This is a genomic window from Methylobacterium sp. 1A, from assembly GCF_058072805.1.
Map to the genome: position 1 here is coordinate 1,639,430 of NZ_JBYQVE010000001.1, position 14,622 is coordinate 1,654,051.

Sequence of the window (14,622 nt, forward strand, 5' to 3'; positions counted from 1 at the left end):
GGCATGGCCGACGCGCCCGATTACGCGGCCTTCGCGGCGCGCTACGAGGCCGGGCAGCCGAGCCTCGTGGCGGTGAGCCTCGTCGCCGATCTCGAGACGCCGGTGGCGGCGTTCCTCAAGCTGCGCGCCGGCCATGCCGGGCCGGCCTTCCTGCTCGAATCGGTCGAGGGCGGCGCCGTCCGCGGCCGGTACTCGATGATCGGCCTCGATCCGGACCTGATCTGGCGCTGCCGGGCGGGCGCGCCCGCGATCGCGCGCGGGGCCGATCTCACGCGGTTCGAGCCGGATTCGCGGGCACCGCTGGCGAGCCTGCGGGCCCTGATCGCCGAGAGCGCCATCGGCGAGTCGGACGGCCAGGACCTGCCGCCGATGGCCGCCGGCCTGTTCGGTTACCTCGGCTACGACATGGTCCGCGCCATGGAGCGGCTGCCGGAGCCGAACCCGGATCCGTTGGGCGTGCCGGACGCGATCCTGGTGCGCCCCCGGGTGATGGTGGTGTTCGACTCGATCCGCGACGTCATCACGGTCGTCTCGCCGATCCGGCCCGCCCCCGGTACCGCGGCCCGGGCCGCCTACGAGGACGCGCTGCAGCGCGTCGACCGGGTCGCCGCCGCCCTCGAGGGCCCGCTGCCGATCGAGGCGCGGGTGGACCCGTCGGCGGTCGCCCCGCCCGAGCCGGTCTCGAACACGCCGCCGGACGATTTCTTCGCCATGGTGGCGCGCGCCAAGGAGTACATCGTCGCGGGCGACGTCTTCCAGGTGGTGCTGTCCCAGCGGTTCTCGGCGCCGTTCACGCTGCCGGCCTTCAGCCTGTACCGCTCGCTCCGGCGGACCAACCCGGCGCCGTTCCTGTGCTACCTCGATTTCGAGGGCTTCCAGATCGTCTGCTCCTCGCCGGAGATCCTGGTGCGGGTGCGCGACGGCGTGGTCACGGTCCGCCCGATCGCGGGCACGCGTCGCCGCGGCGCGACCCCGGCCGAGGATTCCGCCCTCGCCGACGAGCTGCTCGCCGACCCGAAGGAGCGGGCCGAGCACCTGATGCTGCTCGACCTCGGCCGCAACGACGCCGGCCGGGTCTCGCGGATCGGCAGCGTCCGCGTGACCGACTCGTTCTTCATCGAGCGCTACAGCCAGGTCATGCACATCGTGTCGAACGTCGAGGGCGACCTCGACCCGCGCCACGATCCCCTGGACGCCCTGGCGGCGGGATTCCCGGCCGGCACGGTCTCGGGCGCCCCGAAGGTGCGGGCCATGGAGATCATCGACGAGCTGGAGCGCGAGAAGCGCGGGCCGTACGCGGGCTGCATCGGCTATTTCGGCGCGCGGGGCGAGATGGATACCTGCATCGTCCTGCGCACCGCGGTGGTGAAGGACGGGACCATGCACGTCCAGGCGGGGGCCGGGATCGTCTACGATTCCGATCCCGCCTCCGAGCAGCAGGAATGCGTCAACAAGGCCAAGGCGCTGTTCCGGGCCGCCGAGGAGGCGGTGCGCTTCGCCGCGCAGGCGAAGCGCGGGCAGTAGCGCGGGCCGTAGGGCGGACGCGCGGCTGCACCGCCGTCCGACGCCGACGGTTGACCGCGCGGGTGCGAGCGGTCACATCGCCTGCATGCCCGAGCGTGCCGCCGTGATGCCCAACGTCCTCGTCATCGACAACTACGATTCCTTCACGTGGAATCTCGTGCACCTGATCGGGCCGCTCTGCGGCGCGGTCGAGGTCGCGCGCAACGACGCGCTCACGATCGCCGACATCCGCGCCAAGGCGCCCGACGCCATCGTGCTGTCGCCCGGGCCGTGCACGCCCACGGAGGCGGGGATCTGCCTCGACGTGGTCCGCGACCTGTCCGAGGAGATCCCGATCTTCGGCGTGTGCCTCGGCCTCCAGGCGATCGGTCAGGCCTTCGGCGGCGACGTCGTGCGCGCGCCGCTGCCGCTCCACGGCAAGGTCTCGACCATCCGGCACGGCGCGCGCGGCCTGTTCCGCGGCCTGAACGACAGTTTCGAGGCGACGCGCTACCACTCCCTGGTGGTCGACCGCGCGACCTGCCCGACGGCCCTGAGGGTCACCGCCGAGGCCGACGGCCTGATCATGGGCCTGGAGCACGCCGACCGGCCGCTCCACGGCGTCCAGTTCCATCCCGAGAGCATCCGGTCGCAGCACGGCACGGAGATCGTGAAGAACTTCCTCGATCTCGCCGCCGCCTGGAACACGGCGCGTGACAGGACGCGTGCCGACGTGCATTGACGCCGGGGGCCGGGGCGGCCCTCCGTAAGAACCCATGGACAGCTTCAGACCCCATCTCGCGAAGGTCGCCGGGGGCCTCGCCCTCGACCGCGCCGAGGCCCGCGCCGCCTTCGACGACCTGCTGTCGGGCGAAGTCACGCCGGTCCAGGCCGGCGCCTTCCTGACCGCCCTCAAGGTGCGCGGCGAGACCGTCGAGGAGATCGTCGGCGCCGCCGAGGCCATGCGGGCGCGCATGACCCGCGTCGCGGCGCCCGCGAACGCCGTCGACGTCGTCGGCACCGGCGGCGACCATTCCGGCAGCGTCAACGTCTCGACCCTCGCGGCGATCGTCGTGGCCGCCTGCGGCGTGCCGGTAGCGAAGCACGGGAACCGGGCGGCGACCTCGCGCTCCGGCGCCGCCGACGTGCTCGCGGCCCTGGGCGTGCGGCTCGGGCTCGACCCCGCCGCGCAGGCCCGCTGCCTCGCCGAGGCCGGACTCTGCTTCCTGTTCGCGCAGGCCCACCACCCGGCCATGCGCCACGTCGCGGCGGTCCGGTCCGAACTGCCCGTGCGGACGATCTTCAACCTGCTGGGGCCGCTGAGCAACCCGGCCGGCGTCGGCTACCAGCTCTTCGGCGTCGCCCAGGAGGCGCTCGCGGAGCCGCTGACGCGGGTCCTGGCCGAGCTCGGCAGCCGCCGGGTCTGGACCGTCCACGGGTCCGACGGGCTCGACGAGATCACCGTCACGGGCCCGACGCGGGTGGTCGCCCTCGACGAGGGGCGGCTGTCTCACTTCACCATCGACCCGCGCGACTTCGGTCTGGCGCTGCGCGCGCCCGAGGAGCTGCGCGGCGGCGACCCGGCCGACAACGCGCGGTCCCTGGAGGCCGTCCTGGCGGGTGCGCGGAACGCCTACCGGGACATCGCGGTCCTCAACGCGGGGGCGGCGCTCGTGGTCGCGGGGGCCGCGCAGGCCCTGGCGGACGGCGTCGCGCAGGCGCAGGATGCCGTCGATTCCGGGGCCGCCCGGGCGACGCTCGCCCGCCTCATCCGGGCCTCGAACGACCACTCCAACGGGCAGGAGGGCCGATGAGCTCGCTGACGCACGAGGCGACCCCGGAGACCGGCGCCGGGACGCCGACCGAGCGGCCGAACGTCCTCGCCCGCATCGAGGCCTACAAGCGCCGCGAGATCGCCGAGGCGAAGCTGCGGGTGCCGCTCGCCAAGCTGGAGCGGAAGGTCGCGCAGGCGGAGCCGGTGCGCGGCTTCGCGGCGGCGATCCGGAGCCATCTCGCCGCGGACCGCCCGGCGCTCATCGCCGAGGTGAAGAAGGCCTCGCCCTCGAAGGGCCTGATCCGCGCCGATTTCGACCCGGCAAGCCTCGCCGCCGCCTACGAGGCCGGCGGCGCCACCTGCCTGTCGGTGCTGACCGACGAGCCCTCGTTCCAGGGGCGGCCGGAGTACCTGACGGCGGCGCGCGCCGCCTGCGCGTTGCCCGTCCTGCGCAAGGATTTCCTGTTCGAGCCCTATCAGGTCTACGAGGCCCGGGCCTGGGGCGCCGACTGCATCCTGGTCATCATGGCCTGCCTCGACGACGACGAGGCCGTCGCCCTGGTCGAGACGGCGCACCTCCTCGGGATGGACGTCCTGGTCGAGGTGCACGACGAGGCCGAGCTGGCGCGGGCCATCCCCCTCGGCACGGCGCTGATCGGCATCAACAACCGCAACCTCAAGACCTTCGAGGTCTCGTTCGAGACCGCGATCCGGCTGGCGCCGGGGATCCCGGCGGACCGGATCGCCGTGGCCGAGAGCGGGATCGGCGACCACGCCGACGTGGTCCGGCTGCGCGACAACGGCCTCGGCGTGGTGCTGGTCGGCGAGAGCCTGATGCGGCAGCCGGACGTCGCGGAGGCGGCCCGCGCCCTGCTGTTCGGCGCCGCGGAGGCCAAGGGCGGCAAGCCGCGGAAGAAGGCGTAAGGCATGCGGCCGGGCTCGACGCTGACCCATCTCGACACCAGCGGCGCGGCCAACATGGTCGACGTCACCGACAAGCCCGCCACCGACCGGACGGCCCGGGCGGAAGGCCAGATCGTGATGAGGCCGGAGACCCTGGCCCTGATCCGCGAGGGCGACGCCAAGAAGGGTGACGTGATCGGCACGGCCCGGCTCGCCGGCATCATGGCGGCCAAGCGCACCCACGAGCTGATCCCGCTCTGCCACCCGCTGCTGCTGTCGAAGGTGCGGGTCGAGTGCGAGCCCGACGACGCGCTCCCGGGCCTGCGCATCGCCGCCGAGGTCCGGGTCCAGGGCCCGACCGGCGTCGAGATGGAGGCGCTGACCGCCGTCTCGGTGGCCTGCCTGACGGTCTACGACATGGTGAAGGCGGTCGATCGCGGCATGCGGATCGAGGGGATCCGGCTGACCGCCAAGGACGGGGGCCGCTCGGGCAACTACCGGGCCCCGGCGGAATGAGCGGCCTGATTCCGGTCGCCGAGGCGCTGGCGCGGGTGCTCGCGAGCGTCGCCGCGCCGGTCGAGCCGGAGAGCGTCCCGCTGGCGCAGGCCTGCGGCCGGACGCTCGCCGCGGACGTCGTCGCCTCACGGACCCAGCCGCCGTTCCCGGCTTCCGCCATGGACGGCTACGCCGTGCGCGGCGCCGACGCCGGGGAGGTCGGGGCGATCCTGCGGCTGATCGGCGCCAGCGCGGCCGGTCACGGCTTCTCCGGCCGCATCGGCCCGGGCGAGGCGGTCCGGATCTTCACCGGGGCGCCGGTGCCGGAGGGCGCGGACGCGATCCTGATCCAGGAGAACGCCGCCGCCGAGGCGGGCGCGGTGCGTGTCCTGGAGCCCGTGGAGCCGGCGCGGTTCATCCGCCGGGCCGGCCTCGACTTCACCGCCGGCGAGACCCTGATCCCGGCCGGCATGAGCCTGGATGCGCGGCGGCTGGCGCTCGCCGCGGCGGCCGGTCATCCGCGCCTCACGGTCCGCCGCCGGCCGCGCGTCGCGATCCTCGCCACCGGTGACGAGCTGGTGGAGGCGGGCGCGACGCCCGGCTGGGACCAGATCGTCGCCTCCAACAGCCTCGCGCTCGGTGCCCTCGCCGCGGAGGCGGGCGCCGACATCGTCGATCTCGGCATCGCGGGGGACGACCACGACGCCCTGGCGGACGCGTTCCGTCGCGCCCGCGCGGCGCGCGCCGACCTGCTGATCACCCTCGGAGGCGCCTCCGTCGGCGACCACGATCTGGTTCAGGCCGCGCTCGCCAAGGAGGGGTTGGAGCTCGGCTTCTGGCGGGTCGCCCTCCGGCCGGGCAAGCCGCTGATGCACGGCCGCCTCGGCGACATGCTGGTCATCGGGCTGCCGGGCAACCCGGTCTCGTCCATCGTGTGCGGGCTCCTGTTCGTGGTGCCCGCCATCCGCGCGCTCCAGGGTGATCCGCGGGCCGGCGCCGACCGGAGCGAGCCGGCGACGCTCGGCCGCGACATGCCGGAGAATGACGGCCGGGCCGACTACATGCGGGCGAGCCTCGCCCACGAGCCCGACCGTCTACCGGTCGCGACCGCCGAGCGGCGTCAGGACTCGTCGATGCTCGCCGTCCTCGGACGGTCCGAAGCCCTGCTGATCCGCGCCCCGCACGCGCCGGCCGCGCGCGCCGGCGATCCCTGCCGGATCATCCGCCTCGATCGGCGCCTGCTCTGATCGTCAGGGCGCGACGCGCCAGACCTTGAGGGGACCGGGCACGTCCAGCGGCACGAGGCGCGCGCTCCCGGCCGTGCCCGCGGCGAGCCGCGTGGCGAACGCCGTCTCCGCCTGAAGGTCCTCGGCCGGCCGGGCCGGGCAGGCGACGAGGTAGCGGACGTCGAACGCCGTCAGCACCCGGTCGAGGTCGGCCTCGGTGCCGCCCAGCCCCTCGATCGCCGCTTTGAGGCCGGGAATGGCCCGGTGATAGGGCGCGGCGACGATGCTGTGCGGGGTGCGGAGGAGGATCGACGGCCCCATGAAGATCGGGGCGAGCACGGTGCCTTCCGGCAGGTGCGCCAGGGGGCGGACCGCGGTGTCGCCGAGGCAGGCATTGGTCTCGGCCGCGTCGGGCGCGGTGCACAGGCCGGGCGCGAGGGTCTCCGCCAGGAGCGCCGGGATCATCCAGAGGCTGCTGACCATCGCGGCGCCGAGGAGCGCGACGGGCCAGCGCCGCGCCCCGGCCGGCAGGGCTGCCCGTGCCAGCGCGCGGTCGAGGACCACGCCCGCCACCAGCGGCACGAAGCCGGAGACGATGTAGAGTCCGCGGAACTGCGCGACGCCGAGGATCAGCCCCGGCCACAGGAACAGCGCGACCACCGACCAGGCCCGGCGTTCGGGGCCGCGCCATGCCATCCCGGCGGCCGTGAGGCTCGCGAGGATCACGACCGGGTAGAAGACCAGCGCCTCCCACTGGCCGCGGGCCACGAACTTCGCCAGCGGCGCCATCTCGTTGACCGTGAGCAGCCAGTGGATCCGCACCAGCGGCGGCATGTCGGGGAACGGGCCGCCGAGGCAGGACGGGAAGGCGGCGACGAACCCGGCCAGCAGGACGCTGCCCGCGAGGCCCGCCAGGGCGAGGCGCGCCGGAACCGTCGCGAGGCGCTCGCCCGCGCCGGCGGCGATCGCGGCGAGGGTGAGGCCGCCCAGGGTGAGCCAGAGCCAGGGTGGCGAGAGCGCGTCGCAGTGGGAGACACCCCAGAGCGCGGGGGCCGTCTGGACGGCGAACAGCGCGGGGGCGGCGAGGCCGAGACCCAGGCCGAAGCCCGCGAGCGACGCCAGCGCGGGCCGTCCGCGCAGGCACCAGTCGCCCGTGAGGAAGAGCGCCGCCAGCGCGACGAAGGGCAGGCCCTCGAGCCCGATCGCCAGCGACACGGCCGCCAGGATCCCGCCGATCAGGCCGGGTCGCAGGCCGCCGCGGATCATGCAGAAGGCGAGACCGAGGATCGAGAGAATCTGCAGATTGTGGTGGTCCACCCGCCCGGCCTGGAACTGGATCGTCACACCGAAGGTCTGCGTGGCCGCGATCAGGGCCAGCAGCGCGGCACGGCTGCCGAAGCTGTGCCGGACCCCGCGATACAGGAGCCAGCCGTAGACCCCGAAGAGCAGCACGGGCCAGAGTGCCGCCGTCAGGCCCTCGGCGAGCGCGGGTCCCGTCAGGGGCGTGAGCGCCAGGATCAGGCCGGCAATGGGCGCGTCGACGAGGCGCGACCAGTGGCTCGGCACGCCGCCCGGGGGCAGGAATCGGTACTGGACGTTGTCGTACCAGCCCTGGCCGGCCAGCAGGTCGCGCACTTCCACGAGGCGCATCGCGTCGTCGGTATCCGGGACGCGCAGGTGCTGGACGGTTTCCCAAACCGCGTGGGGCGCGTTCATCGTCGCGATGCAGAGGGCGGCGAGGATCCACAGCAGCGTGCGGGCCTCGATCCGCCCGCGCGGTCGGGAGAGGGGTAGCGCCGGAGCCGGCATGGTTGGTGGATCACCCGGGCGGGCGGTCGATGCCCTCGCCGGCATGCTCGCGCGGTTCCGCTTAACGCGCGGTCAAAGGGCACCGGACGCGCGGCCCGGCCGTCGATCCGGCCCCGCGGCGCCAGCGATTCCTTAACCACGACCGGGCATCCTGGCGACCGGTCGGCGTCCTGCGCGTCGCGCGCCGCACCAATCGCCGGAGCATGGGATGAGCCACCACACCGAGACGCTGGTGATCGGCGCCGGGCCTGCGGGTCTGACTGCCGCCTACCTGCTGTCGAAGAAGGGCCGCTCCGTCACCGTCCTGGAGCGGGATCCGGCGCAGGTCGGCGGGATCTCGCGCACCGTCTCGCACAACGGCTACCTGTTCGACATCGGCGGCCACCGGTTCTTCTCGAAGTCCCAGGCCGTGGTCGATCTCTGGGACGAACTCCTGCCCGACGACTTCATCGAGCGCCCGCGCCTGTCGCGGATCTACTATCGCGGGCGCTACTACGCCTACCCGCTGAAGGCCTTCGAGGCTCTGCGCAACCTCGGGATCCTCACCAGCGCGGCCTGCGTCGCCTCCTACCTCTACGCCCGCCTGCGGCCGGTGGCGGAGCCCAAGACCTTCCACGCCTGGGTCCGCAACCAGTTCGGCGAGCGCCTGTTCTCGATCTTCTTCAAGACCTACACCGAGAAGGTGTGGGGCATGTCGTGCGACGCGATCTCGGCCGACTGGGCGGCGCAGCGCATCAAGGGGCTCGACCTCGGCGCGGCGATCCGCGACGGCATCAAGCGGTCGCTGGGCCTGCGCAAGGCGCCGAAGGCCGGCGGCCCCGTCATCAAGACTCTGATCGAGTCGTTCCGCTATCCCCGCCGCGGCCCCGGCATGATGTGGGAGGCGGCAGCCGCCAAGATCCGCGCCCAGGGCGGGCAGCTGAAGCTCGACCGCGGCGTCGACTCCCTCAGCTACGATGCCGGCACCGGCATCTGGACGGTGGCGGCCCGCCGCTCGGACGGCAGCCGCGAGACCTTCACGGCCCGCAACGTCGTCTCGTCCGCGCCGGTCCGCGAGCTCGTCGACGCCATCCGCCCGCGGCCGCTCAGCACCTTCAACGCCCGGGCGCTGAAGTACCGCGACTTCCTGACGGTGGCGCTCATCGCCAAGTCGGACAAGAACTTCCCGGACAACTGGATCTACATCCACGACCCGTCGGTGAAGGTCGGCCGGGTGCAGAATTTCCGCTCCTGGTCGCCCGAGATGGTGCCGGACGCGGACCACACCTGCCTGGGCCTGGAGTATTTCTGCTTCGAGGGCGACGGCCTCTGGAACGCCGACGATTCGGAGCTGGTGGAGCTCGCCAAGCGCGAGATCGGTCAGATCGGCCTGATCGACCCGGCCGACGTCATCGATGCCTGCGTGGTCCGCCAGCCGAAGGCCTACCCGGTCTACGACGAGGAGTATGCCGGCCACGTCGTCACCGTGCGGCGGGAGCTGGAGCGGGATTTCCCGAGCCTGCACCTCGTGGGCCGCAACGGCATGCACAAGTACAACAATCAGGACCACGCGATGATGACCGCGATGCTGACCGTGGAGAACATCCTCTGCGGCCGGCGCCGGCACGACGTCTGGCGGGTGAACGAGGACGCCGAGTACACCGAGTCCGGGGTGTCGGGGGCCGACGCCGCCCTGGGCAGCGAGCGCCTTGTCCCGCGCAAGGTGGCCTGAGGCCAGTTCCGGTCGGCCTCCCGTCTTTGCGAGCGAAGCGAAGCAATCCAGGGCGGCGCTGAGCGCCTCGAAGTCGCGCTGCCCTGGGTCGCGTCGCTTCGCTCGCGATGACGGAGGGTGCGCCCCCCTGAGGTGACGGCCGGAAACCCCGCGGACAGCGACAGGGCTCCTGCCGCGTCACCGGCGCGGCTTGCCGGTCTCTGCGGCGCCCCTATCGTTCCCTCCCGGTAATGCCCTGGTCCAAGGGCCGCCGGGAGGATTCTATCGATGCGATCTCTGCTTCTCGCCGCGCTCTTCGCGGGCGTGGCCATGCCGGCGGCGGTGCTCCCCGCCCTGGCGCAGGGTGCGGCCCCTGCCGAGACCAAGGCCAAGACCGACGACCTCGAGAAGCTCGAGGGCTTCCACAGCACCGACACCCAGGCCGCCGCGGAGATCCCGCAGACCGGCCGCCGCCCCGACGCGATCCGCAAGAACCTGTCGAAGATCAAGCTGCCGGACGGCTTCAAGATCGACCTGTACGCGGTGGTGCCGGACGCCCGCGCCATCGCGGTCGGTCCCAATGCCGGGGTGCTGTTCGTCGGCACGCGCAAGAGCAAGATCTACACGGTCACCGACCGCGACAAGGACCGGGTCGCCGACGAGGTCCGCCCCTTCGCGCCGGGCATCACGTTCAAGATCCCGAACGGCGTCTGCTTCTCGAAGGACGGCGTGCTCACCGTGGTCGAGCAGAACCGCGTCCTGGCCTTCCCGGCCGCCGAGTTCTTCTACGAGAACCCGGACGTCGCCGCCGGCGTGCTGGTCAAGCAGGGACAGCTGATCCCGGCCTCCGAGGAGAGCTTCAACCACACGGCCCGGGTCTGCCGGGTCGGGCCGGACGGCAAGACCTACATCGCGCTCGGCCAGCCCTACAACGTGCCGCCCGCCGAGAAGGCGGACCTCTACAAGAAGACCGGCATCGGCGGCATCATCCGCATCGACGCCGACGGCAAGAACCGCGAGGTCTACGCGACCGGCATCCGCAACTCGGTCGGGATGGATTTCAATACCGACAAGTCGCTGTGGTTCACCGACAACCAGGTCGACGGCATGGGCGACGACAAGCCGCCGGGCGAATTGAACCGCTCCACCAAGGCGGGCGAGAATTTCGGCTTCCCGTGGTTCGGTGGCGGCTCGGTCCGCACGGTCGAGTACAAGGACCAGACCCCGCCGGCCGACGCCGTCGCCCCGCAGGCCGAGTTGCCGCCGCACGCGGCCGATCTCGGCATGACCTTCTACAACGGCAAGCAGTTCCCGGCCGCCTACAAGGGCGGGATCTTCATCGCCGAGCACGGCTCGTGGAACCGCACCGAGCCGGTGGGCGCCCGGGTGATGTTCGCCAAGCTCGGGGCCGACGGGAAGGTCGAGTCGGTCAAGCCGTTCGCGGAAGGGTGGCTCACCGGCGACGGCGAGTATCTCGGCCGCCCGGTGGACGTCGCGGTGATGCTCGACGGCTCGCTGCTGGTCTCGGACGATTCCGCCGGGGCGATCTACAGGATCTCCTACGAGAAGTAGTCTCTTGTGACCTGGCGCCTCTCCGCTCGTGAGGCGCCAGGTCGCGGAAAGCCGCAACGCGCCCTCTCTGACGTGCGGGAGAGGGCGCGCGTCCCGTTCCGACGCGAGCGGACAAGTCTTCACTGATCTCAGAGTTCGAGCCCGCCCGATGATCCGCCCGCTTCTCGTCCTCGCCGCCACCCTCGTCCCGCTCTCGGCGCAGGCCGGCGACGCGGCCGCAGGCAAGAAGCGCGCGACCGCGTGCCAGACCTGCCACGGCATGGACGGGCTCTCGAAGCTGCCGGAGGCGCCGAACCTCGCCGGGCAGGTCGAGCCCTACCTCGTGAAGGCGCTCACCGAGTACCGGGACGGCAAGCGGCAGAACGAGATCATGAACGTCGTGGCGAAGGAACTGTCGGACGCCGACATCGCCAATCTGGCGGCGTACTACGCGGGCATCCAGATCGACGTGCTGCCGCCGGGGTAAGCAGCACCACCGTCATTGCGAGCGCAGCGAAGCAACCCAGTTGCGCAACGCTCACCGATGTCGCGCGACCCTGGATTGCTTCGCTCCGCTCGCAATGACGCGGTGGATCAATCGTCCATCTTCAGGGCGGCGATGAACGCCTCCTGGGGGATCTCGACGCGCCCGAACTGGCGCATCTTCTTCTTGCCTTCCTTCTGCTTGTCGAGAAGCTTGCGCTTGCGCGAGATGTCGCCGCCGTAGCACTTGGCGGTGACGTCCTTCGACAGCGCCCGGATGGTCTCGCGGGCGATGATCTTGCCGCCGATCGCCGCCTGGACGGGGATCTGGAACAGGTGGCGGGGGATCAGGTCCTTCAGCTTCTCGCACATGGCCCGGCCGCGCGACTCGGCGCGGGTGCGGTGGACCAGCATCGAGAGGGCGTCCACCGGCTCGGCATTCACCAGGATCGACATCTTCACGAGGTCGCCCTCGCGGTAATCCGACACGTGGTAGTCGAACGAGGCGTAGCCCTTCGAGATCGACTTCAGCCGGTCGTAGAAGTCGAACACGACCTCGTTCAGCGGCAGGTCGTAGACCACCATGGCGCGCTTGCCGACGTAGTTGAGGTCGATCTGCACGCCGCGGCGGTCCTGGCAGAGCTTGAGCACGCCGCCGAGATACTCGTCGGGCGTCAGGATCGTGGCGCGGATCCACGGCTCCTCGATCGTCTCGATCTTCATGATGTCCGGCATGTCGGCCGGGTTGTGCAGCTCCTTGGTCTCGCCGTCGCGCATCTTCAGGTGGTACACCACTGAGGGCGCCGTGGAGATCAGGTCGAGGTTGAACTCGCGCTCCAGCCGCTCCTGGATGATCTCCAGGTGCAGGAGCCCGAGGAAGCCGCAGCGGAACCCGAAGCCCAGCGCCGCCGACGTCTCCATCTCGTAGGAGAACGAGGCGTCGTTGAGCCGGAGCTTGCCCATGGCGGAGCGCAGGTTCTCGAACTCGGCCGCGTCCACCGGGAACAGGCCGCAGAACACCACCGCCTGGACCTCCTTGAAGCCCGGCAGCATCTCGGTGGTCTGGCGCTTGTCCTCGGTGATCGTGTCGCCGACGCGGGTGTCGGCCACCTCCTTGATCGAGCCGGTGAAGAAGCCGACCTCGCCCGGTCCCAGCGCGTCGATGTCGGCCATCTTCGGCCGGAACACGCCGATCCGGTCGACGCCGTAGACGGCGTCGGCACCCATCATGCGGATGGTCATGCCCTTCTTGAGGGTGCCGTCGATGATCCGCACCAGCACCACGACGCCGAGATAGGCGTCGTACCAGCTGTCCACGAGCAGCGCCTTCAGGGGCGCGTCGCTCCTGCCCTTCGGCGGCGGCAGGCGGGTGACGATCGCCTCCAGCACCGCCTCGATGTTGAGGCCGGTCTTGGCCGAGATCGGCACGGCATCGGAGGCGTCGAGGCCGATCACCTCCTCGATCTGCTCCTTGACCCGGTCCGGCTCGGCGGCGGGCAGGTCGACCTTGTTGAGGACCGGGACGATCTCGTGGTTGGCGTCGAGCGCCTGGTAGACGTTGGCGAGCGTCTGCGCCTCGACGCCCTGCGAGGCGTCGACCACCAGGAGCGAGCCCTCGCAGGCGGCGAGCGAGCGCGAGACCTCGTAGGCGAAGTCCACGTGGCCGGGCGTGTCCATCAGGTTCAGGACGTAGTCCTTGCCGTCCTGGGCCTTGTACTCCAGGCGCACGGTCTGCGCCTTGATGGTGATGCCGCGCTCCTTCTCGATGTCCATCGAGTCGAGCATCTGCTCGCTCATGTCGCGGAGCGCGACCGTGCCGGTCGCCTGGATCAGCCGGTCGGCCAAGGTCGATTTGCCGTGGTCGATATGCGCGACGATCGAGAAGTTGCGGATGGTGTCGATCGGGGCTGTCATCGGCATTCCGTTCGGGCGCGCGCCGGCGCGCACCGTCTGACGTCGGGACGTGTTCGGATGGAGCGGCTCCCGCGCGAGATAGCAGCGCGGCGGGAAGGCGCCAAGCGCAGCCTGAGCGCCCGGGGGGAGAGCGGGCCCGGTCGGTGATCGCACGCAAGCGAACGGGGGCCGGAACGAGCCGGCCCCCGAGTCACGATCGTGTCTGGCGCCGAGGAGCGATCCGGCTCAGCGACCGCGGTCGCGGATCAGTCGCTCGATCTCGGCCTCGCCGTGGGAGCGCGCCTTGGCCTCGGTCGGATGCTTCCGGTCCGAGCGCTGGTGCAGCTTGCCGTGCTTGCGGATGCTCCACTGGAACAGGGAGCCGCTCTCGCCGACCGGCTCCACGTCGAGGCTGAAGGGGTAGGTATCTGTCTGGGTATCGCTCATGGGGCCGATATGGGGCGGTCAGCGACCTTTCGCCATGCCTGATCGCCAAGTCCTTGCGCGTTTACGCGTCCGCACCGGTCGCGCGCGCCCGCGCGGCCATGGCAACGAGGCTTTTGCGCAGCGCACCCATGTCGGTGACGCGCTCCGGATAGGGGACGCGCACCGTGCGGTCGGCCGCCATCAGGTCCATGCCCTCGGGGTCGAGGCCGGTGAGTCGCCAGGGCAGGTCGGCCGCGCCGCCGGCGCCGGCAGCGTAGAGCGCCAGCGCGTCGGCGTGGTCGGCGTTCATGTGCTCGACGGCGCCCCGCTCGCCCGCCACGATCGCCTGCGCGTCCGAGAGGTCGAGGAGGAGCTGGTCGCGGGTCAGGGTCGCGGCCTTGGCGAAGCCGCCATTGAGGTGGCCGGCCTCCGGCGCCAGGGCGAAGAAGCCGAAATCCGGGAAATCGGCGTAGAGCTTGGCCTTCGGGTGCCGGGCCAGAAACCGCTCCCTGGCCCGCGCCTCGGCGGTCTGCAGAGCGCGTCCGACCACGGTCAGGCGGGGATGGGCGAGCGGGTCGCCCTTGCCACCCTGCGAGAACAGCAGCGAGCAGCGCGAGTCGGCCAGCAGGTTGCGGGTGTGGGCCGACAGCCGCGACAGCAGCATCAGCGGCGTGCCGTCCGCGTCGGTGGCGATGGTGACGAGGGAGGCGAAGGGCGTGCCGTCCGGCTCCAGGGTCGCGAGCGCCCCGGACCGGACGCTGCGCAGGAGCGTGCGCGCCAGGCCGATCGCGTCGAACGGCGCCGCCTCGGCCGGCAGCGGACGGGCCGGTCCGCCCGCGCCGGGACCCGTGTCGATCGTCTCGCCCATG

General features: G+C 71.8%; 13 protein-coding genes. 9 read left to right on the forward strand and 4 right to left on the reverse strand.

The features are described from left to right. Positions 1–3: 3 nt before the first annotated feature. The 6 genes from trpE (at position 4) to ACX9MN_RS08085 (ending at position 5,922) form a co-directional block, all read left to right on the forward strand. Complete coding sequence (gene trpE / locus ACX9MN_RS08060) at positions 4–1,524, forward strand: anthranilate synthase component I (protein ID WP_489724145.1); 1,521 nt, start codon at positions 4–6, stop codon at positions 1,522–1,524. Between the two features lie 106 nt (positions 1,525–1,630). Further along, a complete protein-coding gene (locus ACX9MN_RS08065; RefSeq protein ID WP_042672235.1) occupies positions 1,631–2,245 on the forward strand; it encodes an anthranilate synthase component II in 615 nt (204 codons plus the stop codon). 34 nt (positions 2,246–2,279) lie between these two features. Next, positions 2,280–3,317, forward strand: a complete 1,038-nt coding sequence (gene trpD / locus ACX9MN_RS08070) for an anthranilate phosphoribosyltransferase (RefSeq protein WP_489724146.1) — start codon at positions 2,280–2,282, stop codon at positions 3,315–3,317. Further along, positions 3,314–4,201 carry an indole-3-glycerol phosphate synthase TrpC gene (gene trpC, locus ACX9MN_RS08075; RefSeq protein WP_056528117.1) on the forward strand — a complete coding sequence of 296 codons (888 nt, stop codon included), beginning with the start codon at positions 3,314–3,316 and terminating at the stop codon, positions 4,199–4,201. Before trpD ends, trpC begins: the two co-directional genes overlap by 4 nt. A 3-nt stretch (positions 4,202–4,204) precedes the next feature. Next, positions 4,205–4,696 carry a cyclic pyranopterin monophosphate synthase MoaC gene (gene moaC, locus ACX9MN_RS08080; RefSeq protein WP_489724147.1) on the forward strand — a complete coding sequence of 164 codons (492 nt, stop codon included), beginning with the start codon at positions 4,205–4,207 and terminating at the stop codon, positions 4,694–4,696. Then, positions 4,693–5,922: a molybdopterin molybdotransferase MoeA gene (locus tag ACX9MN_RS08085; protein ID WP_489724148.1), complete on the forward strand. Its 1,230-nt coding sequence runs from the start codon at positions 4,693–4,695 to the stop codon at positions 5,920–5,922. The genes moaC and ACX9MN_RS08085 overlap by 4 nt, the downstream gene beginning before the upstream one ends. Positions 5,923–5,925: 3 nt before the next feature. Here ACX9MN_RS08085 and ACX9MN_RS08090 read toward each other — a convergent pair whose 3' ends face one another. Next, the gene (locus ACX9MN_RS08090; RefSeq protein ID WP_489724149.1) at positions 5,926–7,710 is read right to left on the reverse strand and encodes a hypothetical protein; all 1,785 of its coding nucleotides are present in this window, start codon (positions 7,708–7,710) and stop codon (positions 5,926–5,928) included. 208 nt (positions 7,711–7,918) lie between these two features. Here ACX9MN_RS08090 and ACX9MN_RS08095 point away from each other — a divergent pair, with 208 nt between their 5' ends. The 3 genes from ACX9MN_RS08095 (at position 7,919) to ACX9MN_RS08105 (ending at position 11,438) form a co-directional block, all read left to right on the forward strand. After that, on the forward strand, positions 7,919–9,421 hold the full coding sequence (locus tag ACX9MN_RS08095) for an NAD(P)/FAD-dependent oxidoreductase (protein ID WP_489724150.1): 1,503 nt from the start codon (positions 7,919–7,921) through the stop codon (positions 9,419–9,421). Positions 9,422–9,688: 267 nt separating this feature from the next. Then, on the forward strand, positions 9,689–10,972 hold the full coding sequence (locus tag ACX9MN_RS08100) for a PQQ-dependent sugar dehydrogenase (RefSeq protein ID WP_489724151.1): 1,284 nt from the start codon (positions 9,689–9,691) through the stop codon (positions 10,970–10,972). A gap of 148 nt (positions 10,973–11,120) precedes the next feature. Next, positions 11,121–11,438, forward strand: a complete 318-nt coding sequence (locus tag ACX9MN_RS08105) for a c-type cytochrome (RefSeq protein ID WP_091680759.1) — start codon at positions 11,121–11,123, stop codon at positions 11,436–11,438. A gap of 107 nt (positions 11,439–11,545) precedes the next feature. Here the strand turns inward: ACX9MN_RS08105 and lepA are convergent, their stop codons facing one another. The 3 genes from lepA to ACX9MN_RS08120 form a co-directional block, all read right to left on the reverse strand. Further along, positions 11,546–13,348 (reverse strand): translation elongation factor 4, encoded by a 1,803-nt coding sequence (gene lepA / locus ACX9MN_RS08110; protein ID WP_042669970.1) that lies wholly within the window; start codon positions 13,346–13,348, stop codon positions 11,546–11,548. Between the two features lie 225 nt (positions 13,349–13,573). Beyond that, positions 13,574–13,774, reverse strand: a complete 201-nt coding sequence (locus ACX9MN_RS08115; protein ID WP_010682254.1) for a hypothetical protein — start codon at positions 13,772–13,774, stop codon at positions 13,574–13,576. A 61-nt stretch (positions 13,775–13,835) separates the two neighbouring features. Then, positions 13,836–14,621: a HugZ family pyridoxamine 5'-phosphate oxidase gene (locus ACX9MN_RS08120; protein ID WP_489724152.1), complete on the reverse strand. Its 786-nt coding sequence runs from the start codon at positions 14,619–14,621 to the stop codon at positions 13,836–13,838. Position 14,622: the final 1 nt, after the last annotated feature.